Genomic DNA, 25915 nt, shown 5'->3' with positions numbered 1-25915 from the left:
GCTCTCCTCCTTACGACAGCACTGACGTTTTTTCTTTGAGAATCTTGACCAGCTGTTCCACAAGCTCGGGGGTCTCCCCTTCGAGCACCAGGCCGCCGCCTTTCTTTTCCGGAAAATACATCTTCTCCGTTCCCTGTCTAGCGTCCACCTTAAGCAGCTCGGCAATCGGCGTCGAAATAAGCTCTTTCTTCTTGGCTTTCATTATGTTGGGCAGGGTCGGGTAACGCGGGGTATTCAGTCCCAGCTGACAGGTAATGACCGCGGGCACCTTGAGCGACACACACGCCTTCATTCCTCCTTCCAGCTCCCTCTTGGCTGCGATCACACCGCCTTCGATTGAAAAATCGACAACGGTACTAACCCCAGGTAGCCCCAGCATCTCGGCGACCAGCAGCCCTACCTGGCCGCTTCCCCGGTCCTGGGACTGCATCCCGGTAAAGATGAGGTCAAATCCCTTATCCCGTGCATACTCGGCTATGACGCCGGCAATCTGCAGCGGCTCTTTGAGGCTCGAATCTTCGTCGCTGACATGGGCGCCGCGGTCACAACCCATGGCGAGCGCTTTCTTCATCGTCTCTTTCACCTTATCGGAACCGATACAGAGCACCGTAATATCGCCTTCCTTCAGCTGCTCTTTCACCTGGACAGCCTGTTCGACAGCGTATTCGTCGTATTCGTTCATGCGCCAGGCGAGATCCGCCTTGGAGTACCAAGTGCCGGCATCGTCAATCTTAAACTTGGATTCCATGTCGGGAACCTGTTTTATACAGACCAAAATTTTCATACCATCCCTCCAGTTTTTATATGGCCGGATCAATCGTCATGTTTCAACCCAGCCGTTCAGCTAATATTTCCGCAATATCTCTGGGCTGAAGCTTATCTTCAGCCTCTGCCCCCTTTACTCCGTCCTCAAACATGGTGAGACAGAACGGACAGTTGGAAACCAGTACCTCAGCACCAGTCTCTACAGCCATATTTACCCGCTTGACGTTAATCCTCTCGCCCAGTTTTTCTTCAGCAAGAATGCGGCCGCCACCGGCGCTGCAGCAGAATCCCTCCGCCCTGTTCTTGTCCATCTCGCTGATCGCTGCCCCGGCCAGCTTCAACAACTCCCGCGGAGGATCATATATATCGTTATGACGACCGAGATAACAGGAATCGTGATAGGTACACGACAGTTCCCCGCCGCTTATTCGCAATCTGCCGGAATCGATAAGCTCTTTAAGGAAAACAGTATAGGTGACAACCTCGGTTTCCAGGCCGAGATCCCGGTAATCCTTGTTCAGGGTATTGTAACAGTGGGGACAGCTGGTTACGATTTTTGCGACATCGTAGGCCTTAATCATTTCGATATTTTCCATCGCCAGGGTCTGGTACAGATACTCATTGCCCATCTTGCGCATCGGCTCCCCGCAACATTTCTCTTCCTTGCCCAAAATTCCGACTTTGACGCCGGCCGCCTGGCACAACTTCACGAAACTCTTTGCCACCTTGATGTTTCGCTTGTCAAACGAGCCATAACAGCCGACGAAATAGAGGACATCAACTTCACTGTCCTGGGCCAGCGTCTTTATCCCCAGATCCTCGGCCCAGTCGCCCCTCTCGGCATACCCCATGCCCAGTGGATTACCGTTGACCTCGGTGGCCTCCATCGCGGTCATGACCTCTTCCCCCGGGAATTCCCCTTCCATGAGGACCATGGAACGGCGCAGCTCGATGATCTTGCCGACATGCTCGATGGCCGCCGGACAGATCTCCTGGCAGGCGCGGCAGGTGGTACAGGACCAGATGGCATCCTTGTCGCACAGCTCGATCATGTTGCCCTCCGGATCGTCATGGGCGATCCGGGTGATTTCCCGCACCAGCTTCATGGGGGAAAGCGGTTTGTCGGTATTGTAGGCGGGACAGCGATCCTGGCATCTCTTGCACTGGGTACAGGCGTCGCCGTCAAAAATATCCTTCCAGGTCAGCTCCTTGAGTGAGCTCGCGCCGAAGGTCTCCTTATCCTCGTCTTCCAGGTCGAGATTGACCAGCTTGCCTTTGGGGCCGAGATCGCTGAAGAAATAGTTGGCGCTGGTGGTGAGGATATGACGGAACTTGGTTGCCGGAATCAGATAGAAGAAGACCATCACAAGCAGCAAGTGGACCCACCAAGTCACCTTATGCAGGGCCAGCAACCCATTTTCGCCAATGGGACTCACGGCCTTGGCTACCACCAGGCCGACGGGCGACCAGGGAGCAAGGGGGGTACCGAGCTCGGTTACGGCCATCCTCGCCCCTTCGATGATAAATCCGGTGATCAAAATAGCCAACAGCATACCATGCATGACGGCATCGTCACTTTTGGTTTCAAGTCCCTCCGGCGGAAAAAAATACCGGCGCACCAACAGGCCGCCGAGCATCAGGATGCACAGCAGACCGGCGATATCGAGAACGATGGAAAAAAGTTTGTAGAAGGTGCCTGTTAAAAATTTCACGTCGAAAAGAAGGTCGGTAAAATCCGCCTGAATGACAATGAGGACGGTACCGATAAACAGCAGCCCGAAGCCCCAGAAGAAAAGACCGTGCAACATTCCCGGCCACGCTACCTGGACAACTTTTTTCTGCAGCAAAACGTTGTCGACTACGCGCAGCAGCCTGGTTGCGACCTGATCGTTTCGCACCAGCGGAAGCCCGGTCCTGTACACCTGCACCCTTTGCCATATGCCTTTTACCAGCAGTGCCAGGGCCACAATCGTCAACAGATACATGGGAATCAAAGTCGATGCACCATGCCCAACATTCCAGTAAATCTCCCGTGTAAACTCCATAATCCTCTCCAGTCGGCAGTTGCATGTGGGTATTGACCCGTACAAAATTCCTGAATTTTCTCCCTTTATATAAAATTTGTTTACGTAAAGGTCAAGACAATTTCAACTCTGTGCCTCATTTACCGGATCACCCCTTCGTTCTTCACAAAAGTATAATTTTTTATTTGACACCGGAAACCGGCCCATGGTAATTTGCGATGAAACGTGTTACGTAAAGGTAAAGGAGATTACACAGGATGGCAAAAACAGGTCACAAACCAATACAGATAGGCGAACTGGCAAAAAGCCTTAATATCACCACCCGGACAATTCGCTACTACGAAGAAATAGGATTGATGGGAAAATCCGACAGGCTTGGCGGATCCACGAGGTCCTACAGCGACGATGATGTCCTGCGGCTCAAGTTTATCCTCAAGCTCAAGGCTATGGGTGTCCCCCTCAAGGATATGCAGGAGTTGTCGAACCTCTTCGACATCAACCAGAAAAATTTCAACACCATCACCCCGAAGCTGATCAAGATACTGGACACCCACATCGCCCAGATAGACGAAAAGATGGCAAACCTTTCTTCCCTGCGCAAGGACATTGTCAACTACCGCGTACGCATCACCGACTTTCTCGCCACAAACGGTAAACCCGAATCAAAAATCCAGTGAGCCCTGGCCCCCACATCTGTTGTCTCTGGTCCGTCCGGCACAAATAACGCTTTTAACCAGATATTTTTACGTCTTCCCCCTGATATTTGATGAAATATCAGGGAAAAAGAACGGTTTTTTGTAATACCGTGTCACACCGACCGGGAAACAATCTTTGCTGTCGCCAGCCTGGCGGCCACTTGCACGATAATGAAGGTGGCGATAAGCGAGAACACCATCCTTCCCCACAAGATACCGCCCAGTTGCCCGCCAAGGGCCGCCATGACCAGGGTATCCTCCACCAGGCTGTGGCAAAGAGAGATCAGCACCATCGAATTCACAATCTCACTTTTGCCGAGTTTTCCGCTGCCGGTTTCCTTGATGATCAGGGCGCCGCCTATTCCCAGCCCCATGACCATACCCACCACGACAACGGAGACAGCCCGGCGGGTCATGCCGAGAAATGAGACCACCGGAGCCAGTAACCGCTCCATGAGGCCGAGAATGCCCACAGCGCGCAGGACGCGCATGATAAGCAAAACACCCAGGATAACCAGGACTATCAGCCCCAGATTCATGAGCTGGCCAACACCCCAGGCCAGGTGCCCCTGATTCCCTGGTGGACCTATCCAGAAAATCTCCGCGTCCTGCTGCCAGAGTTCTGCACCAATACAGAAATGGTGAAGCAGTAGACAATAGACCACCGCGCCGCCAAGCCTGAGCACGATTATGGGAACAACCGGCGCCCCCGCCTTCTTGCTGATGGAAACCTCTATCGGCAGAGAATGAGCCACCAGCATGGCGGAACAGAGCACAGTAACCTGTGCAACGCTGAGTTCAAGTCCCGGCGCCAATGTGGCAAAAACAGCCATTGCCCCATAGAGCGTGGTGAGGATGGCCGTAGCCCAGACCAGGCCAAGCTCTCCGGGCAACCCTATCAGGTTCATCACCGGTTCCAGAAAAGAACTGACCGCGCCAACAAGACCGAATTGCTCCAGAATCCGGGTGATGATCAACACCGGCACCATTATCTTGATAAGCGTCCAGCTGGCAAATGCCGTCTCTTTTATGAGCGGCTGCCACCACGCTACTATTCTTGTTCCCAAAACTCTCATCTTCAGCAACTTCCCCCCGGCGCAGAGGTGCAACGCCGGATAACTGACCATCACAGCCCCCAACTCCGACTGCTTGCGGAATTGTTGACCTCAACCACAGCTTCATGGCTCCACAGTGAAACCGGAAATTGCTAAATTATCAAAGTATTTTCGGTTTACAACAAAAATTCAGCTTCGCGGGTCAGGTCATTATGTTTCTCTGGCTCAACGCCACAGCCCGGTTGGGGCCGCAGCAGGTGCAACCGGGCTGTGGCGTTGAGCCGTGAACAGCTCTATCATGAGAGCTCAGGACACATGCGGATGACAAGAGAGTTTTTCAGTTCATCTTCAATTTTCGCATGAGGATGGTCTTTATCGTGGCAAAAACATATGGACCAAGCCGTTTTTTCTCCCTGAGGATCTGCTTGAAAAGATCCTTCTTCTTCTCCGGAGGATCGATTCGCTTATAAGGTTGCAGCACCAGCGACCCGGTGGGGCAGACAGCGATGCAGGCGCCGCAGCCAAGACATCTGGCCGGATCCGCCGCCGCCTTGGCGCCGGATTCCTTGCCCCTGTCGCCGGCCATCTGCAGCGCGCCGACATTACAAGCCTTGGCGCAAAGAGTGCAGCCGCAACAGCTCTGACTATCCACTGCCAGGGTAAAGCCGGTTTTGGCCACCCCAGCGTAAAACCCCTGCTGTACCCCGCCAAGAAGCTCGCAGCAACAGGAACAGCAGTTGCAGATAAAGGACGGTTTATGCCTGATGTTATCGGTTACATGGGTCAGATTCAGCTCCCTGGCCCGGGCGAGAATGGCGAGCAGTTCCTCCTTGCTGCTCTTCTCGGCAAAGCCCCTCCGTACCATAAATTTGGCGGCACTGCCCAGAGAGATACAAATCCCATCGACAGGGGCCTGTTTTTCACAACTTTTGCCCAGATGCTCGTTTTTATGCCGGCAGTAACACATGCCGACCGCCCCGTATTCGCTGTTCCTGATGATTTCACTGGCCCGCTCATAGGTCATGACCCGCGAGCTCACCGGGATATGCTCTTCATAGACCAGGGATCTGGTGAGGGGGGTTTTCGAACCGAAAAACTCCCTGCCCATTTTCCGCTCCGGATCACCGTAGAGATACTCCTCCATAAGCTTTGCCAGCTCCTTTACCGGAAGGTCCTGGCGCTGCTTCATGAAGGTGAACTCAAAGAAACCGATAAGACCAGGCATCAGCACATAGTACCTGCTGCCGCCATACTCGGAGTCGAACACCAGCCCTTTTTCCGCCATCGCCTCAAGCCGTAACTCCAGCCGCTCCTCAGGCCAGTCGGTGGCTTTTGCAAGCTCGCCAAGCGTTGCCTCGGTGAGCGGAAATCTCGAAGCGATAAAGGCCTCCTCTTCACTGAACAGAAGAGAGAGGATTTGCCGCAGGGTATCACTGTCAGGCAGGCCGACGGGATATCTGTTGAGACGGTCGATGAGCGGTACTATGCTATTTTTTCCCTCGCTATGGTGTCCCATAATTCCCCCCGGATCAGTCGTTCATGGTATACTGACCCCTGAGGTCGTACACCTTCCGCCAGACCCTTGCAAAACACTCTTCATCCCGTACCGGCTTTTTTATCATTTGCCGGAAGATCTCCTGCTGGGCGGGGCTGTTTTCATAGTTCAGCACCATCCGCAGGCTGTATTCGCTGAAATCCCTGACCATAAAAGAGAAAATCTGCTCGATGACATCCGCGTCGGTGTTATAGATAGCGCTGTTTTCAAGAATAAGCTGACCATACACTATCAGGGTGAAGAGTTCTCCTGCCGCCAACATATAGTCGATATCCCGGGCCTGCCCCTCGTTCGGCGGCGCTGTCACCAGAAGATTTCTGAACAGCTCGACCTGCTCCCGGAACATATTGACGTTTTCAGAATCAAACGATTGGTAGGCAAGGCCGTAGTCGGGAAAACAGATCGACGACAGCCCGCCGGTCTTCTGGTTGAAAAGATAGCTGTCATCATCGGTGCCGTCCATTCGTCCCACTTCGGGATAATCCACCGCGCCAAAAAAATAGTTTTTCACAAACTTGATGATCAGCGCCATGTTGACATGCTCGGTCCCCTCAAGTTTGGGCAACATCCCGATATCGCGCAGCGCCATCTCGAAATAGGTATCCTGCTCGAATCCTTTGGCGGCCACTATTTCATGGAGCAGGCGTACCACCGTCTCCCCCTGTCCGGTAACCTTCATCTTCACCACCGGGTTAAAGAGCAGATAGCGCCGGTCTTCATCCGAGGCGGCCCGCATGTAATCGGCCGCCCTGAAGGCGAACAGCTTCATCGCGATAAGCCTTGCGTAACTTTCGGTAAAGATCCTCTGCACATGCGGAAAATCAGTGACATACTTGCCGTAAAGGTTACGGGACGCGGCATGGTTGACTGCCTCGTACAGACAGTGGGTGGCGATGCCTATGGACGCGCAGCCAAGCTCGAACTTTCCTACGTTTATGGTGTTCAGGGACGAATCCCAGGCCAGCTTGCCGGTTGAGACTATATCCTTTTTAGAGATCGGATAGTCATTAAGGGCATACTGGGCCACATATGCCTGGCGCACTCCGGAAGTGTCTATTTTCTTGACACATTGATACTGCTGTTGTTCCGGGTCGACCACGAAGAAGACATACTCCCCGGTATCTGCAAATTTACCAAAGGTAGAGACCAGGGCGGCACAGTTGCCGTTACCTATATAATACTTTTCCCCCTCGGCCAGGTAGTTGCCGTCGTCTACCGGCTTCAGCTTCATCTCGGAGGAATAGAGGTCGGCGCCGTGGGCCTGCTCGGAGAGGCCGAACGCGAACACCCCGCCCTTGGCAAGAAGTTCCCCGGTCCGTGTCTTCACCTCTTCGTTTTGTCCCATCCAGATCGGCCCCAGCCCCAGGATGGAAACCTGCCAGCAGTACCAGTAACACAGCCCGTAAAATCCGAGAATTTCATTGAATTCACTTATACGGTACATATCCCACCGCCCGCCGACACAACTGTATTTCGCAGGAGTGAGAAAATGTGCAAAAAGCTGCTCTTTCTTGATAAAATCGAGAAAATCCTGATACCAGACCATGGCCTGGTCATCTTCCTTGATCTGTTTCAGCCCCTTCGACTCGAAAAAATCGATGGTCTTCAGCGCCAGCTCCCTGGTCTTTTCATCATTGTGGCGACGTTCATATTTCTTGGGGTTAAGCAGTTCCATCAGATCTCCTCTAATATCCTGTTTTTTATTTATTGTCTTTTGTCTTGGCAAGAGATATTAGGTTATCGTACTGTGCGGCCACCTCACCAAATAAACCGGCTTGAACCATGGCATCTTTCAGCAACTCCGGCTCAGCCAGGAAATCGCGCATGAAGACCACCTCCGAAGTTTTAAGGTAGACATCGAAAATGTGAGGGTCCCTTTCCCCGAAGATATGGTCTATAACACCCTTCAGATCATCATCGGGGTGATACGGAAAGAGCTGCACGATCCTAGTAAAAAGTTTAGATACATAGTACGTCAAGGTCCCCCTGACGCTTTGCAGCCTGTACCTGTGACCCGGCAGCACCGTTTTCGATTCCAGCGACAGCAGTTTGCCAAGAGTCCGGCAATACGCCCGGTAATTTTCAAACCGTCCCCCTGTCTCAAGATCGATATCGAGCATGGGAACCTGGAACATGCTCCTGAGCAGCGTGTCGCCGGTCACCGCCCACCCATCCCCCGCATAGACAAGGTCGCCCTCGGAGTGTCCCGGACAGGACAGCACCTGCAGCCCGAGCCGGGACGGCAGATCTTCCTCGGCAATTTTGTAGCGGCCGGGAAACGGCGGAAACAAGAACCCGCTCTCAACCATCCGCTCCATCTCCTGGAGTTGTGAATCACTGAATCCCAAGGAGTCGAGCAGCAGGAAAAGCTCTTTTATCCAGCGGTCGTGGCACGCGATCTTCACGGCATCCTTACTCGCGATATAGACCGTTGCATCGCTCTTTTTTTCAAGCCAGCTTGCCAGACCGTAATGTTCTATATGGCAGTGGGTGATAACAATATGTTTAAGCTTTTTAAGGTCGATATTATCGCGCAGATACTTCTTTGCCCCGGGAATTGGCGGGCCGGTATCAAAGAGAACCAGGTCCCCTCCAAGCTCGGCGGTATAGACATGCACCGGACCGACCCTGAAGGGAGTATCGATGATGTGCTGTTTTGGCAGAGTCATGGCAAGATCCACCGCACCCAAAGCCAAAAGGTCGGGTGCGGTTTTTTGACACATCAATTAGAAAAGGTACTTTTCCTCTTCGCAGGCGGCCCCGGCAAGAGTCCTTTTGGCCGTCAGGAGACCGGTGGCATCATATTTGGTGAACCTCCTGACCCCGGAAAGAATCATGGTCAGGTTATCTCCCTCCTCCACGTAGAAAGCAGCCTTACGCGCCGCAGTAGCAGCCTCCTCGGCCGCATCGAAGGCAAAAATCTTCACCGCGGCCTCAAGCAGTCCGCGCTTGCGTTCACTGACCGTGTTGTATATTTTTTCAGCTCGCAGCACGCTGCTCTCAAGGGCGAAGATCTGGATCGCCAGATCCGCAGACGCCATGAGTATCTCCTGTTCGTTGGCAAGCTTATCCATATACTTCTGCACTCCGGCACCGGCCAGGATAAGGAAAAGCGTCTTCAGGTTTTTGATAAGCTCTTTTTCCCGGACAAAAAGAATCGATTCATCCAGCTCCTCAAAGCTTGGCGTCATCAGAGACTCAAACGCCTTCATAGCCTGCTGCTGCAGGGGCAGTTCGCCCTTCATCGCCTTTTTCAGGATCATGCCGGTGATAAGCAGCCGGTTTATTTCATTGGTCCCCTCGAAAATACGGTTGATACGTTCATCCCGGTAATACCTCTCGGCCGGGTAGTCCGCGACGAAGCCGTAGCCGCCATGGATCTGGACTACCTCGTCAACGGTCTTGGCAAGGACCTCGCTGCAGAAGACTTTGGAGATGCCGCATTCGGCGGCATACTCTTCAATACCTTTCAGATACTCGTCATAGTACCCTTCGATGCCTTTTTCTACGGTTTCGAGCTTGTCGTCAAGCAGACCCGCCAGACGGTAAACCAGGGACTCAGAGGCGTAGATCTTGGCGGTCAGGTCAGCTATTTTTTCTGAAATTGCGCCGAATTTCGCGATGGGCGTGTTAAACTGCTTCCGCTCGTTGGCATATTTTATCCCCGTAGCCAGCGCCAGCTTTGAGCCGCCGCATACCCCCGCGCCCAGCTTGAACCGGCCGATATTGAGAACATTAAAAGCGATCTTGTGCCCTTTGCCTTTCTCGCCAAGCAGGTTTTCAACGGGAACCTTGCAGTTGTCCAGGATCACCTGGGTGGTTGACGACCCCTTTATCCCCAGCTTCTTCTCTTCGGCGCCTATCACCAGTCCTTCAAAGCTCTTCTCCACCAGAAACGCGGTAAAATGTTGTTTGTCGATCTTGGCAAAGACCGTAAAGAGATTGGCAAAACCACCGTTGGTTATGAACTGTTTGGTGCCGTTTAAGATGTAGTGTTTCCCATCTTCGGAGAGGACGGCACTGGCCTGGGCCCCAAGCGCGTCGCTCCCGGAGCCGGGTTCGGTCAAACAGTAGGCGGCACACCACTCCCCGGTGATGATCTTTTCCAGGTATTTATCTTTCTGCTCTTTCGTTCCGTAATAGATGAGCGGCAGGGTGCCGATTCCGCTGTGGCAGGAGTAGACGACGGAAAACGACCCTCCGTAGGCGATTTTCTCGACAACCAGCATAGAAGAGGCCTTGTCAAGTTCGAGCCCCCCATACTCTTCCGGGGCATCCATCATAAGCAACCCCAGGTCGCCGCATTGCTTTAGTCCCTTGACAACCAGGTCGAAATTCTGTTGATCGATTTCCTCCAGGTGCGGAACTATTTCATTTTCGATAAACTGTTCGGTGGTCTCCCCCATCTGTTTCTGCTCGTCTGAGAAATCTTCCGGAGTAAACACATCGTCACAGTTGGTCTCAGTTATCAAGTATTCACCGCCTCTCAACATTGTATCAGCCATCTCGTCGCCTCTTGGATATCTGGTTGCTGTTTCCATTTACAGTTTTCAAAAAATCCGACCGCGCCGACTATGTTGTCGACGCGCATCGAAACCATGCCATACCGCAACTGCGTCCTTCTTATTGCATACGACGGAGTCGCGGTCAATTTTGCCCCGGTACCCACCCCTGAAATCATCTCCAGCAGCAGAAGTTCAATCCACGTGCTGGCCATATGTGCAGCCAGGGTTGCCCCATAACTTGAGCGTCCAACGCGGCGACTCAATCGATCCGCCCCTTGGTGTCGATTTTTCAGCTGTTTTTTCCCGGGGCGATGACCGCACTCCCCTTGAGCTCATATAAATCGTCGGCAATATCTTTATATTTTTCGTAGATAAACTTGCGTTTGAGCTTCAAGGTCGGCGTAAGCTCTCCCCCTTCAATGGAGAACTCCCGGGGCAACACCGCAAAATACTTTATGGTTTTATAGGAGGGGAAATTTCTGTTTACCGCCGCAATCCGCTCCGCATAAAGCTGCTTGATCCTGATATTGCCGACCAGATCTTCGATATCGTCATAGTCAATGCCCTGCTCCCGGGCATAATCAACAAGAGTCTCTGCATTTGCCACCAGCAGGGCGGTCAGGTACGGCTTGCGGTCACCAAACATGATTGCCTGGGAAATGTAGCGGTCGAGCTTGAGCTCGTTTTCTATGGGCTGCGGTGCAATGTTTTTCCCGCCGGCAGTGACGATGAGTTCTTTTTTCCGGTCAACGATGTACACAAACCCTTCTTCATCGATACGGGCAATGTCCCCGGTCTTGAACCAGTCGCCGTCAAAGGCCGCCGCCGTAGCCGCCTCATCCCTGTAATATCCCCTCATCAGCTGCGGTCCTTTGACCAGTAATTCTCCGTCTTCGGCCAGCTTGACCTCAGTCTCGGGCAGAACCTTGCCCACCGAGTCAAACCTCACTTTCCCGGCACCGCTGATGGTTACCGCCGGGGATGTTTCAGTAAGCCCGTATCCATTGAATACAGGGGTCCCGATGATCCACATAAATTCATTGACCGTCTTGTCGAGCGGGGCGCCGCCGCAGAGGAAAAAGGCCAATCTGCCGCCAAAGCGTTCCCTGATCTTCTTAAAGACAAGTTTATCATAAAACCTGTACCTGAAGTCGAGAAAACCCAGGGATTCTTTTTTGATGAATTTTTTATTGACATATTCTCGGCCAACCGCCACTGCCCTGTTGAAAATTTTTCGCCGCAGCGCCGGCATCTGTTCGACGCTTTCGTGGATCCCGGTATAAATTTTCTCAAAGAGCCGCGGAACGCTGACCACTGTGGTTGGCCGGACCTCGGTCATGTTATCCATCACTGCGGCGACATTTTCGGCAAAAACCAGGTGATTTCCGCCAAGAAGCGTCACATAATACCCGCCGGTCCTCTCCAGCACATGACTGAGCGGGAGAAAGCTGAGAGTGGTCATGTTGTCCTGGTGCATGCCAAGCTGTTCGACCCCGTATTGCGCATTGCACATAACGTTGCGCTGGGTGAGTTCCACCCCCTTGGGAACCCCGGTGGTTCCTGAAGTATAGATAATCGTCAACAGATCCTGCAGGGTGATACCGTCAATGAGCCCTTCGATACGATTTCGGTCTTCGTCGGCAAGCGGAGTATCGATTTCACAAAACTGATCCAGTGCAGATAACGGCAACGAACTGTCTCCCGGGAAACTCTCGTAGGAGACAACCAGTTCCACTCCGGAAAGCTGGTCCTTTACCGACACCAACTTGCGGTACTGATCGCTGGTGGAGCAGAAGACGATTTTCGCCCCGCTGTGGTTTATTGCATAGGCCGCCTGTTTGTTGGTATTGGTCGCATAAATGGGAACGGAAACTGCGCCGCAGCTCTGGATTCCAAAGTCCGAAATCGCCCACTCCATCCGGTTTTCGGAAAAAATCGCAACCCTGTCACCCGGCGTGATCCCGGACACCAGCAACCCTCTGGCGAGCTTGAGAAACCGTTCATAAAACTCTCCGTAGCTAAGCGAACAATACGTCCCGTTTTCTTTATAACTGATAGCTGGTCGTCCACTGTACTTCTCTGCATTTTCACGCAGTACCGCCGGGATTGACGGATATGACATGATGTTCATAAAAACGTTCCCCCAGGTTATTATTTCAACAATTCGGTCGACAACTTTTCATTCCCCTCTCATGGAAAAGAATTATCTTACCTTAACGTCTATGTCAACACCAAACAATAGAAACAGATATTTACTGGTCATTCTTCATGCCTTGTCAAAAGATGTATTTCATACTCAACAAACACAAAAATTTTTATTTACTCTACAATATCAACAACGTGCAAGAACACCATCAAGGGGCGACAACATATACAAGACAGCCCATCGCCAAAAGTCGACGAACATATACACTTTACGTTAAAACGGTCTTTTCGCCCATGGGATCCTCCAGCCCGCAAGTACACGGAAAAAACTGGAAATTGGTTGTTACGCAAGGTTTGCCAGTCGACCGTTTTTCGCATTTGATCTTTTTCCGCAGATTTTGACGAAATGATCAACAATACTTATAACAAATTGATATATTGTTATTTTTTTCGCCAATGGCACCAATTGTTCTCCTTTGGTTTGAGCAAATAATCAACCGAAACCTTTTTCCAACCGGTCCTTTCACCCTGAGACTTTCGCCAAGCCACTCACGGCAAACCGCGGTTCTGCTGGACAAACCTGGGAGTCCGGCGGATATTTCAGCGATGAAGCCCGTCAAATATCCACTGGCATATATTTTGCTTTATTCCACCGGATATCTCACATAGGATATACTGTAACAATGGCAGACGGAGGGAATCAACATTCCGAAGAGACCGATGAAAAATGGAGACCAGCAATCATTAAATGAGGTTGTACGTATGTCGAAAAAGAAACTCAGGGAGCTTGCAATAAACAGGGACTGGTGCAAGGGATGCGGTATCTGCGTCAGTTTCTGCCCCAAGAAGGTCCTGGAGCTAGACTCCAAGGACAAGGCGGTGGCGGTACGGCCTGAGGACTGTATCTGTTGTAAGTTATGTGAATTACGGTGTCCCGATCTGGCGATCGAGGTACTGATAGAACAGGATAAGGAAGATGAGTAAAAATATACGCTTTATTCAAGGCAACGAGGCCTGTGTCGAGGGAGCCCTTTACGCCGGAGTGGAATTTTTTGCCGGCTATCCGATTACCCCATCCACCGAGATTGCCGAACATCTCTCCCAACGTCTTCCCCAGCGGGGTGGAAAGTTCATCCAGATGGAGGACGAAATCGCCTCGATGTGTGCCATCATCGGCGCGTCCCTTACCGGCCACAAGGTGATGACCGCCACCAGCGGTCCCGGATTCTCCCTCAAGCAAGAGGCGATCGGCTACGCCTGTATGGCCGAGATCCCATGTGTTATCGCCAACGTGCAGCGGGGCGGCCCTTCCACCGGAAACCCGACCCATGTGAGCCAGGGAGATGTCAACCAGGCCCGCTGGGGAACCCACGGCGATCACAGCATCATAGCTCTGACCGCCTCCAACCACCAGGACATCTTTTCGATCACCGTCGACGCTTTCAACCTGGCTGAGACCTATCGAACTCCGGTAATCCTGCTGCTCGACGAGGCGATCGGCCACCTGCGGGAAAAACTGGCCATCCCCGAAGAAGGGGAACTGGCTATCGTGGACAGGCTGCGCACATCCCAGCCCAAAGGGGTTGACTACCACCCCTACCTGCCGCGGGAAGACGGCCGGTTGCCGATGTCCGATTTCGGCGGTCATCACCGCTACAACGTTACCGGGCTGTTTCACGATATGTGGGGGTTCCCCTCCAATAACCCGAAGATCGTCAACGAGCTGCTCCGTCACCTCACCGACAAGATCGACGCCAACATCAACTCCATCACCCGTTACAAGGAGTATTTTCTCGACGACGCGGAATACGTGTTCATCTCCTACGGTTCTTCCGCCAGGTCGGCCATCCACCTGGCCAGAAACAGGCGCAACAAAGGGGAAAAGATCGGCGTCCTGGAATTACAGTCGATCTGGCCGTTTCCCAGGGATCTGGTGCGGGAAAAATGCGAAAAAGCCAAAGCGGTACTGGTGGTAGAGATGAACATGGGCCAGGTATTGACACAGGTCAAGGCCGCGGTAGACGAACCGTCCCGTGTTTTTCTGGCCAACAGGTTCGATGGTAAACTGATAACCCCGACAGATATCAAGAGACTGCTGCGGGTAATCCAAGGAAGGGGAGTGTAAGATGGCTGTCAAAGATTATTTACGGGAACGATATTTTCCACACATGTGGTGTCCGGGCTGCGGCCACGGCACCATTCTCAACTCGCTGATCAGGGCTATCGAGGATCTCGGACTTGACAAGAGCGAGATCGTCATGACCTCCGGCATCGGCTGTTCCGCACGAATTTCCGGCTATGTCGATTTTCACTCCCTGCACACGCTCCACGGCAGGGCGCTGGCTTTTGCCACCGGGGTGAAGCTGAGCAGACCAGAGCTCAAGGTTATTGTCCCCATGGGCGACGGCGACGCGCTTGCCATCGGCGGCAACCATTTCATCCACGCAGCCCGCAGAAACATCGACATCACCGCGGTGGTGATGAACAACCGCATCTACGGCATGACCGGGGGACAGTTCTCTCCCCTTTCCGGAGCGGGTGTCAAGGCGACCACCGCACCGTATAAGACCATCGATTCCAATTTCGACGTGGTCGAGCTGGCAAAAGCGGCAGGAGCGACCTTTGTTGCCAGATCCACCGCCTACCATGCCCAGGAAGCTACCGGCTACCTGAAAAAAGCCATTGAGCACAAAGGGTTCTCGGTGGTTGAAATTCTCAGCCAGTGTCCCACCCATTACGGCAGGAAAAACAAGGAAGGCGACGCGGTCAGCATGCTCGAACTGCACAAGACCAATACCGCAAAGCTCGGGTCGAAAGCTCTTGAAAACAATCCCGAGCTTATCGCCCGCGGGGTCTTTCTCGATGTCGACCGTCCGGAATACTGCCAGGAGTATGACAAAATCATTGAACAAGCATCAAAGGGGTAAGAACCATGCAACGTACCAGAATTGTATTCTCCGGTTCCGGCGGCCAGGGGGTGATCACCGCAGCTATTATTCTGGCTGAAGCAGCGGTCATCCACGAGGGGATGAACGCCACCCAGTCACAGAGTTATGGCGCTGCAGCACGCGGAGGAGCCACCCGCAGCGACATTATCATCTCCGAAGACGACATATTTTTCCCCGGCGTCACCCAGCCGAACATCCTGATCTGTCTGACCCAGGAGGCTTACACTACTTTCGCCCCCATTGTCAGGCCCGGAGGGACCCTGCTGACCGACACCCGTTTCGTCACCACCACAAGAAAGGTGGACGCCAAGCAGATAGAGCTGCCGATCTATGAATCGGTGATGGAGAAAATCGGCAAGCCGATAGTTTTCAACATCAGCGTGCTGGGCGCCCTGCTGGGCATTCACCCGATTGTACGCATGGAGTCGCTGCTTGCCGTGGTCAAGGAGCGGGTGCCGAAGGATTTTATCCAGCTCAACACCGACGCCATGGAGCTCGGCTATAAAATAGCAGAAAATTACCTGCAAGGCGGCCGCTGACCGGCAATCTTTCAGAGTTGAGCACCATACAGACACCCGCAAGACGAAATGTTACTCAACATCGAGTCGTAGCGGGTGTCTGTTTCCCTGACACTTCCCTTTGGCCGTACCATACCACAACAAAACAGCCGCAGCCGCATTTTTCCTAACAAACCTCACATTACACGGCGCACCGCAAGACAGCCTTCCTTTTTTTACCGGAATATTTTGACAAATACGTTTTTTTACAATAAACGTAAGGTCTTAAAATCAATTAGTTCGCATTTTTATAATCTTAAACGATATAAAAACAGGAGATGTTGTGAAAAATATTCTTGTGAAAGAACTGATGGTACCAATATCCGAGTATGCAACGGTAGAGATCGGCACGCCCCTTATTGACGCAATTCGAGCACTGGAACAGGCACAGGAAAAGTTCACAGATTCCAGATATCAGCACCGGGCGGTACTCGTTCTCGACAAGTGCGGCAATGTCGTGGGCAAGATAAGCCAGCTCAGGGCCCTGGAAGCAATTGAACCGGAATTCAATTTTCTCACCAACATCAAAGAACTGCAGAAATTCAACTTCAGTGAAGACTACATTGTCGAACTGCGTGAAACCTACAGGGCCAGAGAACAGGTTATTAACAAAGACTGGCTGAGGGTCGCCGGGAACAAAAAAGTCGAGGAGTTCATGCAGGCCCATTCCGCAGGCGAGTACGTCTCGGAAGACAGCGACCTGGATACGGCGATACACAAGCTGGTATCGGGAAGACACCTCTCCCTGCTGGTCAGCAACAACAACCAGATAACCGGGATATTACGGGTCGCAGATGTCTTTACCGCGGTTTTCAATCAGCTTTGACAACACGCGACAACAGTGCCAACCGCCACCAAACGGATTTTACATATGAGCGAATTAATCAAGTTATATCAAAGAATCGTACAGAGAGTGAATATCAACTTGCGGGAGCTGAACTTTGATGTCAATCCGTACGCAGAGCATCTGATCGCCATGGAACAGATGAGAAGTTTTTACGCCTTCTACGGCATAACGACCGATCACCCTCTCGACCTGCATTTTGAACATTCCGCCCTGGCCGGGAGCTACTTTCTCGGCAAATGCAAGGTCAAGAACTCCATACTCTACAAAACCGACGTACGCGGGGACGAGCTCAAGAGAAAAGACGAGGTCCGTAAATTCCAGAATTTTACCCTGACCCTCAAGAACGATGAGATTATCGACATCGAAGACTGCATCCTGATCAAGACCCTGATACACAATTTCAGCCACGACCCGGAAACCCCGGAACGATTTTTTATTGGCGACACCCTGTCAATGGACTACGCCAACATCCATGGCGCCCCGACAAACGGGTGTTTTCTCGGCCCATTTGCCACCGTCGACCTGACCAGGATGAGAGACTGTGCCATAGGCGCCTATTCCTATATCCAGGCCAGGGAGATTTCCCATACCCAGACAGATCCCGGGACGGTCTGGATCTACAGTCCGGGTGACTTCAATTTCCTCTACAAATATCCTCAGGAAGCACTGGCGGAATACATCAGGTTGTCGACCGACATGGTACCGCTCGGCAAGCTCATCGATTTTATCGAGGAGAGGGAAGAAAATTTCGGCCGGGTGTTCGATGCCGCCAACCTCGATACCGTCGACTCCATACCGGACACATCCTCCCTTGACCGCTACGCCGTTATCCTGCCCACCTTCAGCATCGGCGAGAACGTACTCATCTCGCAGCGGGCCTACATCGAGAACTCAAGTCTGGGCAAGGGGGCAAACGCCCAGGAAAACTGTATTATTGTCGACTCAATCCTTGACGGGTACAATGTTTCCGCCCACGGCGCCAAAATTTACCATGCCCATCTTCAGCAAGGTGTTTTTACCGGATTCAACAGTTTTATCTGCGGTTCTGCGGATAATCCGGTCACCATCGGCAAAGACAGTATCGTCATGCCCCATACCATCATTGATGCCGAAGAAAAACTGGAAATCCCCGACGAACACATTGTCTGGGGACTGGTAAGAAACCGCAGGGAACTGGCGACCAACTGTATTTCCCTGGAAAAGCTGGCAGACATACGGGGTGGGATCTCCCTTGGCAACATGCACTTTGAAGGCAACGGCAAGCTGCTTGTCCAGGCATTCAAGGATCGGATCCACCATATCCTCGAGGTCAACGGTGCCTTCTTTTCCGACAATAAAAACGACGGCCATGCCCAGAGAAACCAGAAATTATCGCTCAATACCATCCAACCCTTTCAGTTCGGCGAGATGGAGGGAATGTACCCGAGCATAAGAATTCGCCCTTAGCCTCGTTATGTTAGGCAGGATATGGGCACCAACCTCCATCCCGCCGCGGGAGGCTGGCATCGGTTATTTTTCGTTTGCTGACCAGTCCGCCGACTCCAGTCAACTTGACCGGGACCCGACTTGTTCGATACAATAATGGTATAGAGATAGTTTTTTTCAACAGTGCGCGGTTGTCTGTTTCTTTCATCCAGGAGGGCGAACAATGGAAGACAAAAAAATTCTCGTTGCCATAGATGGCTCCCCGCATTCTGATCGAGTCGTAGCAGCTGGCATCGAATACGCGAAATTGCTCAAGGCAAAAGTGGTTCTTGTCTATTGTCACAGAAGGATTCCGGCGATTGTCGGAGAACCGTCGAGAAGCGACAGTACCGCCTATATCATTGAGAGGGCGGAAAAACTGATTACCAGCTACACCAGCCGCTTCAGGGAGGCAGCCATCCCGGTGGAAGAAAGGCTCATGGAGGAGCCGGCAAGTCCGGCCATCACCGAAGTCGCCAGAATTCAGCATTGCGAACTTATCATCATGGGTTCACGGGGACTGACCAACCTTGAGGGACTTTTTGTCGGCAGTGTGACCAACAGGGTGCTCCACACCACCCCCTGCTCGGTACTTGTGGTGAAATAGGGTCCGCAACAACTCCTCGGCCGGAAAAACCAGTATGTAACAGTACCGGCCCACTGCCCCTCCAAGATACCCCCATGTCTGCAACGCTCAGCACCTCCGGTGCAGGCACGGGGGAATTCCGTTTATTGCCACTGCCTCGCTGCCCTGGGTTTTCCGGTGCAGCACCGGTCTGTTACAGGTGTTTCAATTTTTTTACGCAAGGGGTTCTCCGACAAATTCCACGCATGGTCCTTGCATCGATCACGCTGATCGATTATACGAAAACACAGCAGTCGTAATTTAATTTTCCGCTCACCTGAATCATTCACCGGAGAGGTGAATTCACGGTCGAACCTCAAGGTTGCGGCTGTAACATTCAGGCTGACAGATCAACTGGTTCGGCAATGCTATGACAGTTACGGATATTCTCAAAAAATACAAATCATCCTTCCAGCTGAGGGTGTTTCTGGCCCTTGCCCTCCCGCTCATAATTTTCATACCGGGTACGGGATACATCGGATATCTGCAGGCCCATAAAGCCGCAAAGGACCAGGCCGAACAGTATGCAACCGGAACCGTCGAGCAGGTCTCCAAAAGAATCACTTCATACCTGGCGCGTCATGACAACACCGCCCTCTTTCTCGCTTCGACTCTGGCAAGCGGGCTCGTCAACACAACAGACAAGAACAGGCTTCTCGATTATTTTGCACGACTTCACCGATCCCAGCCGAACCTCATCAGCATCTATTTTTCCGACGATAAAGGTGGAGTCACCTCCTATCCGGTCCAGCCACCGGAACAGGTTATTGTCCCAGACCCCAAAAAACTCGACCGGGCAAACGGTGAGACCGGAACAACCACATTCTGGAGCGACATCCATAGACTCTCCACCACAAACAGTCCCGGCCTTTATATCTCCGCACCGGTGTACGACTCCGACAACCGCCTAGTGGGAATCTGCGGCATCGATGTCAACCTGGACGTACTCGCTGATTTCTTACAGAAAATCGACATCAGTATCCGGGGAATTGCCTATATTTTCGAGAACACCAGCGGCAAAATCATCACTCCCGCAACTTTTGCCGGCCAGCGGTTAAAACAAGAAGAGCGGCTCGCCCTGCTGGAGAAAAGCAGGCAACAGCTGACAAAAGCGCATACCGAATTCGGCCTGACCACATTCAAAGATGAACAATATTTCACCGCCTATACTAGCTATCCGGGAAAAAACTGGACCGTGGGCGTCACCTTCTCAACATCTGATTACCTCACCAAGGTCCAGATAATAAAGAACACCACCATCACCCTCGTTATAATAGGCATCCTGCTGTCGTCGCTCTTGAGCTACCTCCTTTCCAAGAATATTACCGGCCCCCTGCTGAAGCTGCAGCAGGGAATCGACAGGATCGGCAGAGGAGACCTCGAACACAGGGTGGAGATCAACGATCCCGACATTGCCAGGGAACTCGCCGCATCCTTTAACAAGATGGCCCTCTCCCTGCAAAAAAGTCTTGAGGAAGTGAAAACCACCTACAGGGAACTGCAGGAGCAGCAGAAACTTGCCGCCGTGGGTTCGATGACCGCCGGCATCGCCCATGAAATAAAAAACCCCTTAGGCATCATTCTCGGCTCGACCCAGGTTCTGCTCGACAAACAGCGCCCCTGGGAAATGCGTGAAAAAGCGGCCAGTTTCATCATGGACGAAGTTGTCCGGCTCGATGATACCCTCAAGGCGTTTCTCGCCTTCGCCAAGCCCGCGCCCCCGGTTTTCAGCGAAATCGATGTCGGAATACTGCTGGAAGAAACATTGTCCGCCGTGGAAGAAAAGTATCTCCAGGAGGGCTACACCATAGAAAGAAGAATCCCCCGCAACCTGCCTCTTATCGAGGCCGACCCGGGACAGATAAGACAGATTCTGATGAACATCCTGCTCAACGGGCTGGAAGCGATGCCCGGCGGCGGCAAAGTCTCCATCATGATCAAATCGGAAAAAGAACCGGATGTTATCGGCGCCAAAAAGAGGTTCATCTCCATCAGAAATCCGTTCACTGTCGATCGCGACTGGCTTATTGTCTCGATCAGGGACGAAGGGCGGGGAATGTCCGGGGAACAGCTGGAAAAGATCATGGACCCCTTTATCTCCTTCCGTGATGACGGAACCGGCCTCGGCTTATCCATCGTATCTCAGCTGGTCAAGCTGCACCGGGGGCAGATCCAGGTTGAAAGCGTCATAGGGGAAGGGACAACGTTCCACCTCTATTTCCCCTGCATATTAAAGGAGCCCACACCCAATGTCTAACCTTCTGCTGGTTGAGGATGAAGCCAGGATGCGCGAAGTGATCAAGATGCTGTTGTCGGATCTTGATCTCAACATTTACGAAGCCTGCGACGGCGAACAGGCCATCGACCTGTTCGACAACGAAACCGTTTCTCTGGTTATCACCGATCTCAAGCTGCCGAAAATCAGCGGCATAGAAGTACTCAAGCACATCAAGGACGCAAAACCCGAAGTACCGGTCATCGTCATCACCGCCTTCGGCTCAATAGACAGTGCCGTTGAAGCCATTCACCAGGGGGCGTTCGACTACGTGACCAAGCCCTTCACCGAGGACAAGCTCCGCTCCTGCATCAAGAAAGCAATGCAGATTTCCCGGCTCACCTCTGAGGTGAAATACCTCCGCCGGGAGATAGAAGGGAAATTCACCTTTGACAATATTATCGGCAACTCCAATGAAATTTGTGAGATTCTGCGGCTCGCCGGCGAGGTCTCGCTCACCGATACCACGGTGCTCATCACCGGAGAGAGCGGCACCGGCAAGGAACTTCTCAGCAGGGCCACCCATCTCAACTCCTCCCGCTCCAAACGCCCATTTCTGCCGGTCAACTGTGCTGCGATTCCCGCCACCCTTTTGGAAGCGGAACTGTTCGGCTATGAAAAAGGGGCGTTTACCGGCGCCCATCAGCTCAAGAAAGGAAAATTCGAACTGGCCTCGGGGGGAACGCTCTTTCTCGATGAAATCGGGGATATGGACATGGAAATGCAGGCCAAATTCCTTCGGGTGCTGGAATCCAAGACCATAGAACGGCTGGGAGGCAGCAAGACTATTGCCACCGACGTCCGGCTCATTGCCGCCACCAACAAAGACCTGGAACAGATGGTAAGGGAAGGAACCTTCCGGGAAGATCTCTACTACAGGATCAGTGTGTTCCCCATCAGGATTCCGTCCCTGAGGGAACGACGCGACGATATCCCCCTGCTCTGCCAATATTTCATCAACGAATTCAGCGTGACCTTTGGCAGGCGTGCGCCGGCAATGTCCGACAAGGTGATGGAGATGCTCTACAATCACCCCTGGAAAGGGAACGTCAGGGAATTGCGCAACGTCCTGGAACGCGCCATGATTCTTGCAAAGGGCGACAACATCACCGCAAGGCACGTGATCCTGAACGAATCTTACGCAAAACCGCTGGGAGAGTTGAACCTGGACCAGATAGTGGAGCTGCTTCTCCGCGATCACCGGGTGGGACTGGAGGAGCTCGAAAAAAAATATATCCAGTACGCCATGGAGATAGCCGGCAATAACGTCAGCAAGGCGGCAAGACTCCTCGGGCTGTCCAGGGCAACCCTTCGCTATCGGCTGGACAAGATGTAACGCCAGAGGGGCCTGTTTTTCCCCCACCCGCCAGCAGATAAAGGATAGCCAGCGAAGTTAGCGACCAAGGTCATTGAGTCGCCAGTCATATTCCAGGAAAAAGACCGCCAGGCGGCCGGAGGCCAGATCCCTGGCATCCTGGACAGACAGCCCGAGATCCTGCCGGTAGTTTGCTACAAACCCGGCCAGACTGTCATATCCCTGCCAGCCCTTGGCAAAATCTTCCCTGTACCATTTAAAAAGAGAGGACAGCTTCAGCACGTCGTCCTCCAACCGGTTGCGGTCCCTGTCCTGCAGAAACAGCCTGGTCGCATCCTCAAGCTGGGTTTCAAGCCTTGCTCCGGTATACGCTTCGCCACGCAGGGCCGGGCAGCCGATGCTGCCACAATTCACCGCAAAATGGATCCGGACCTCCCTGTAGCGATCGGTTCCCCTGATAAAACCGTGTTCGATATCGTCGAGGCTGTATGTACCGCCAAACAACGCTATTATTTTCTTTTTCCAGGGGGATCTCAACAGCGACCCGAGCTCCTTGATGGAGTCAAGATCCGGGTACCGGGTCAAGACCAGCTCCACCGTCCAGCTGTTGTAGACATTGATAAGAAAGGCCAGCTGTTCGTTTTCATCCCAGGTGTCAAAACGCTCTTTCTCCACCGCCGCAAGCTGGTCGAGGTAGAGGTGCAGCTGGTGACGCCGCTTCGCCAACGCGCGATAATCGACTCTGGTAACCTTGCCGTCTCGGTAGACGACCACGTTTTCCCGCAACAGCTTGTCCCATACTGCATGATCGAATTCCTGCGCGTCGGCGACAGCAGAGAACAACAACACGGCAGCGACGATCAGATTTTTAACCATAACCGGCTACCCCCTCTTCCAGGCATGATATTTTTCAATCCAGCCAACCATTTTTTCAGGAACATGCGTCTTTTTCCACTCTGCCGCGACATATTTATTCGCCTCGGAAAAGGTCGGGTAGGTGTGGATGGTAGAGAGAATCTTATTAAGGCCCAGGCCATGCTTCATGGCCAAAACGAACTCGGAGAGCAGCTCTCCGCCATGCTCGCCGACGATGGTAACCCCCAGTATTTTATCTTTTCCCGGCACGGTAAGAACTTTGACGAACCCCCGGGCCGACCCGTCGGCGATGGCCCGGTCAAGCTCGTCGAGACCAAAGGTAGTCAGTTCGTACCCGATATTTTTCAACCGGGCTTGCTGCTCGTTAAGGCCGACCCCGGCAATCTCCGGATCAATGAACGTGGTCCTGGGGATCACCGAATAATCCGCCTTGAACTTTCTCAACCCGCCGAAAAGAGCATTGACCGCAGCATACCAGGCCTGATGTCCCGCCACATGAGTAAACTGATAGGGACCCGCCACATCGCCTGCGGCGTAGATATTGGGGAACAGGGTCTCAAGGTATTCATTGGTGAGCACCGTTTTGCCGGTTTTGATCCCGAGCTCCTCCAGGCCGTAACCGGCAAGTCTTGCGCTACGCCCCACCGCACAGATCAGCATGTCGTACTCCAGCCTTTTTTCCCCTTTTTCCCCGGCGACGACGATTGCTTTTCCCCTCTCGTCCTGGACGCAGCGCACCGGCTTATTACCGGTCAGGACCTGCACCCCGTCACGTTCAAGGGTCTCTCTTGCAAAGAAGGAGACATCTTCATCCTCTTTCACCAGCAGCCTGGCTCCCCGCTGAACCTGCGTCACCTGGCCTCCCAGGCGGGCGAAGCACTGGGACAGTTCACAGCCGATCGGTCCTCCTCCGAGGACGACTATCCTTTCCGGAAGTTCATCGCAGGCGGCCAGCGCATCCCACATGGTTGCACTGGTAAGGTACCCGGAATTCTCCATGCCGGGCAGAGAAGGAACGATCGGCTCGGCTCCAGCGGCGATGATTATCGAGCGGGTGGTCAATTTTACCCGCTTTCCCTCCAAAAGCTCGATGTCCACGGTCCAGGGGTCGACAATCCTTGCATATCCCTCAATCACTTCAACCCCCATGGCGGTATACCGTTGGGCGCTGTCATGGGGTTCAACCCTGGCTATGATCCGGTGGACACGTTCCATCACTTTTTTAAAGACAAATTGCGGCTCCACCCTGTTCAGGCCGTAGCGATCTGCATTTCTCAGGTAATGCGCTATTTTACCGCTTTTGATCAGCGCCTTGCTGGGCACGCACCCGTAGTTCAGACAGTCGCCGCCCATCTTGTGCGCCTCGACCAGGGTAACCCTGGCTCGTACTGCCGCACCGATGTACGAACTGACAAGCCCCGCCGCTCCTGCGCCTATGACGACAAGATTGCGATCAAAAATCCGGGGTTTATTCCAGCCCCGGTAGACCATTTTCTTCCTGATGAGTGTCGTTGTCTTTTTCGCCGCGAGGGGAAAAAGACCGAGCAGGGTAAAAGAGGCGAGAAGTCCCGGGGAGAGGATTCCCCCGATGCTGTCAAGTTTTGCCAGCTGGGTGCCGGCATTGACATACACCAGCGTTCCGGCAATCATCCCGACCTGGCTGACCCAGTAGTAGGTGAAGGTCCTGATCGGGGTAAGCCCCATCACAATATTGATGATAAAAAACGGGAAAACAGGGACCAGGCGAAGGGTGAAGAGATAAAGCGGTCCTTCACGTTCAACACCTCTGTTTATGGCGGCCAGCTTTTCACCGAAACGCGCCTGCACGCTCTCCCTGAAAAGATGACGGGAAACAAGAAAGGCAAGAGTCGCCCCGCAGCTCGAGGCAAACGACACCAGGACAAAACCCCACACCAGGCCGAAAATACCGCCTCCGGCAAGAGTCATGACGACCGCCCCCGGAAGGGAGAGAGCCGTTACCGCGGTGTAGACCGAAAAATAGACGACACTTGCAACAACCGGTTCCCTGTTGACCATCCCGGTCAGCTCGGCCTGCCGCGCCTTGATGTTCTCCAGGGTCAGGACCTGATCAAGGCCAAGCACAAAGAACCCGACGACGGCTGCAATTATTGCGGTAACGATAACTATTTTTTTCATTTTCCCGACCTTTCCTGGCAAGGTGCCGCCTGCCGGCACCACCGTTAATGCAAATGTAATGTAACAATAACCTATTGCTCTTCTTTACACTTTTCCAGGGTTAACGA

The 25915-nt window shown here is 52.9% G+C and carries 21 protein-coding genes; 10 read left to right on the top strand and 11 right to left on the bottom strand.

Annotated elements, in window-relative coordinates:
* Nucleotides 1–10: 10 nt before the first annotated feature.
* Both BLQ17_RS03340 and BLQ17_RS03335 read right to left on the bottom strand, forming a co-directional pair.
* A complete protein-coding gene (locus BLQ17_RS03340) occupies nucleotides 11–784 on the bottom strand; it encodes an electron transfer flavoprotein subunit beta/FixA family protein (protein WP_092219793.1) in 774 nt (257 codons plus the stop codon).
* Between the two features lie 43 nt (nucleotides 785–827).
* Nucleotides 828–2810, bottom strand: coding sequence for a heterodisulfide reductase-related iron-sulfur binding cluster (locus BLQ17_RS03335; RefSeq protein ID WP_092219792.1), 1983 nt, complete (start codon nucleotides 2808–2810; stop codon nucleotides 828–830).
* Between the two features lie 236 nt (nucleotides 2811–3046).
* Between BLQ17_RS03335 and BLQ17_RS03330 the strand changes: the two genes are divergently transcribed.
* Nucleotides 3047–3466: a MerR family transcriptional regulator gene (locus BLQ17_RS03330; RefSeq protein WP_092219790.1), complete on the top strand. Its 420-nt coding sequence runs from the start codon at nucleotides 3047–3049 to the stop codon at nucleotides 3464–3466.
* Nucleotides 3467–3597: 131 nt separating this feature from the next.
* Here the strand turns inward: BLQ17_RS03330 and BLQ17_RS03325 are convergent, their stop codons facing one another.
* From BLQ17_RS03325 to BLQ17_RS03295, 7 genes are all read right to left on the bottom strand, one after another.
* Entirely contained in the window at nucleotides 3598–4611 is a 1014-nt protein-coding gene (locus BLQ17_RS03325; protein WP_092219789.1) for a nucleoside recognition domain-containing protein, read from the bottom strand.
* A 265-nt stretch (nucleotides 4612–4876) separates the two neighbouring features.
* Nucleotides 4877–6055 (bottom strand): 4Fe-4S dicluster domain-containing protein, encoded by a 1179-nt coding sequence (locus tag BLQ17_RS03320; protein ID WP_092219787.1) that lies wholly within the window; start codon nucleotides 6053–6055, stop codon nucleotides 4877–4879.
* 13 nt (nucleotides 6056–6068) lie between these two features.
* A complete protein-coding gene (locus tag BLQ17_RS03315; protein ID WP_092219785.1) occupies nucleotides 6069–7769 on the bottom strand; it encodes an acyl-CoA dehydrogenase family protein in 1701 nt (566 codons plus the stop codon).
* A gap of 25 nt (nucleotides 7770–7794) precedes the next feature.
* Nucleotides 7795–8763: an MBL fold metallo-hydrolase gene (locus tag BLQ17_RS03310; protein ID WP_176761063.1), complete on the bottom strand. Its 969-nt coding sequence runs from the start codon at nucleotides 8761–8763 to the stop codon at nucleotides 7795–7797.
* A gap of 57 nt (nucleotides 8764–8820) precedes the next feature.
* Nucleotides 8821–10599: an acyl-CoA dehydrogenase family protein gene (locus tag BLQ17_RS03305; protein ID WP_092219782.1), complete on the bottom strand. Its 1779-nt coding sequence runs from the start codon at nucleotides 10597–10599 to the stop codon at nucleotides 8821–8823.
* Nucleotides 10581–10862, bottom strand: a complete 282-nt coding sequence (locus tag BLQ17_RS03300) for a hypothetical protein (protein WP_143005425.1) — start codon at nucleotides 10860–10862, stop codon at nucleotides 10581–10583. The genes BLQ17_RS03305 and BLQ17_RS03300 overlap by 19 nt, the downstream gene beginning before the upstream one ends.
* A gap of 26 nt (nucleotides 10863–10888) precedes the next feature.
* Nucleotides 10889–12730, bottom strand: coding sequence for an AMP-dependent synthetase/ligase (locus tag BLQ17_RS03295; protein ID WP_092219778.1), 1842 nt, complete (start codon nucleotides 12728–12730; stop codon nucleotides 10889–10891).
* Between the two features lie 776 nt (nucleotides 12731–13506).
* Here BLQ17_RS03295 and BLQ17_RS03285 point away from each other — a divergent pair.
* The 9 genes from BLQ17_RS03285 to BLQ17_RS03245 all read left to right on the top strand — a co-directional run bounded on the left by BLQ17_RS03285 (nucleotide 13507) and on the right by BLQ17_RS03245 (nucleotide 22796).
* Nucleotides 13507–13728: a 4Fe-4S dicluster domain-containing protein gene (locus BLQ17_RS03285; RefSeq protein ID WP_092220076.1), complete on the top strand. Its 222-nt coding sequence runs from the start codon at nucleotides 13507–13509 to the stop codon at nucleotides 13726–13728.
* The gene (locus BLQ17_RS03280) at nucleotides 13721–14869 is read left to right on the top strand and encodes a 2-oxoacid:acceptor oxidoreductase subunit alpha (protein WP_092219775.1); all 1149 of its coding nucleotides are present in this window, start codon (nucleotides 13721–13723) and stop codon (nucleotides 14867–14869) included. Before BLQ17_RS03285 ends, BLQ17_RS03280 begins: the two co-directional genes overlap by 8 nt.
* 1 nt (nucleotide 14870) lies before the next feature.
* Nucleotides 14871–15671 (top strand): 2-oxoacid:ferredoxin oxidoreductase subunit beta, encoded by an 801-nt coding sequence (locus BLQ17_RS03275; RefSeq protein WP_092219774.1) that lies wholly within the window; start codon nucleotides 14871–14873, stop codon nucleotides 15669–15671.
* 5 nt (nucleotides 15672–15676) lie between these two features.
* Entirely contained in the window at nucleotides 15677–16231 is a 555-nt protein-coding gene (locus BLQ17_RS03270; RefSeq protein ID WP_092219772.1) for a 2-oxoacid:acceptor oxidoreductase family protein, read from the top strand.
* Nucleotides 16232–16532: 301 nt separating this feature from the next.
* On the top strand, nucleotides 16533–17075 hold the full coding sequence (locus BLQ17_RS03265) for a CBS domain-containing protein (protein WP_092219770.1): 543 nt from the start codon (nucleotides 16533–16535) through the stop codon (nucleotides 17073–17075).
* A gap of 45 nt (nucleotides 17076–17120) precedes the next feature.
* Entirely contained in the window at nucleotides 17121–18542 is a 1422-nt protein-coding gene (locus BLQ17_RS03260) for a transferase (RefSeq protein WP_092219768.1), read from the top strand.
* Between the two features lie 202 nt (nucleotides 18543–18744).
* A complete protein-coding gene (locus tag BLQ17_RS03255) occupies nucleotides 18745–19167 on the top strand; it encodes a universal stress protein (RefSeq protein ID WP_092219766.1) in 423 nt (140 codons plus the stop codon).
* A gap of 388 nt (nucleotides 19168–19555) precedes the next feature.
* The gene (locus tag BLQ17_RS03250) at nucleotides 19556–21442 is read left to right on the top strand and encodes a cache domain-containing protein (RefSeq protein WP_092219764.1); all 1887 of its coding nucleotides are present in this window, start codon (nucleotides 19556–19558) and stop codon (nucleotides 21440–21442) included.
* Nucleotides 21435–22796, top strand: a complete 1362-nt coding sequence (locus BLQ17_RS03245) for a sigma-54-dependent transcriptional regulator (RefSeq protein ID WP_092219762.1) — start codon at nucleotides 21435–21437, stop codon at nucleotides 22794–22796. The genes BLQ17_RS03250 and BLQ17_RS03245 overlap by 8 nt, the downstream gene beginning before the upstream one ends.
* A gap of 57 nt (nucleotides 22797–22853) precedes the next feature.
* On the opposite strand, the gene BLQ17_RS03240 is transcribed toward BLQ17_RS03245, so the two are convergent.
* Together BLQ17_RS03240 and BLQ17_RS03235 are read right to left on the bottom strand one after the other, a co-directional pair.
* A complete protein-coding gene (locus BLQ17_RS03240; RefSeq protein WP_092219760.1) occupies nucleotides 22854–23651 on the bottom strand; it encodes a DUF547 domain-containing protein in 798 nt (265 codons plus the stop codon).
* Between the two features lie 6 nt (nucleotides 23652–23657).
* Nucleotides 23658–25808 carry an FAD-dependent oxidoreductase gene (locus BLQ17_RS03235; RefSeq protein WP_092219758.1) on the bottom strand — a complete coding sequence of 717 codons (2151 nt, stop codon included), beginning with the start codon at nucleotides 25806–25808 and terminating at the stop codon, nucleotides 23658–23660.
* Nucleotides 25809–25915: the final 107 nt, after the last annotated feature.

This window comes from Desulforhopalus singaporensis (assembly GCF_900104445.1).
GTDB classification, from domain to species: Bacteria; Desulfobacterota; Desulfobulbia; order Desulfobulbales; family Desulfocapsaceae; genus Desulforhopalus_A; species Desulforhopalus_A singaporensis.
Note: the sequence above shows the minus strand (reverse complement) of the source record. Positions and strands in the feature narration are given on the sequence as shown.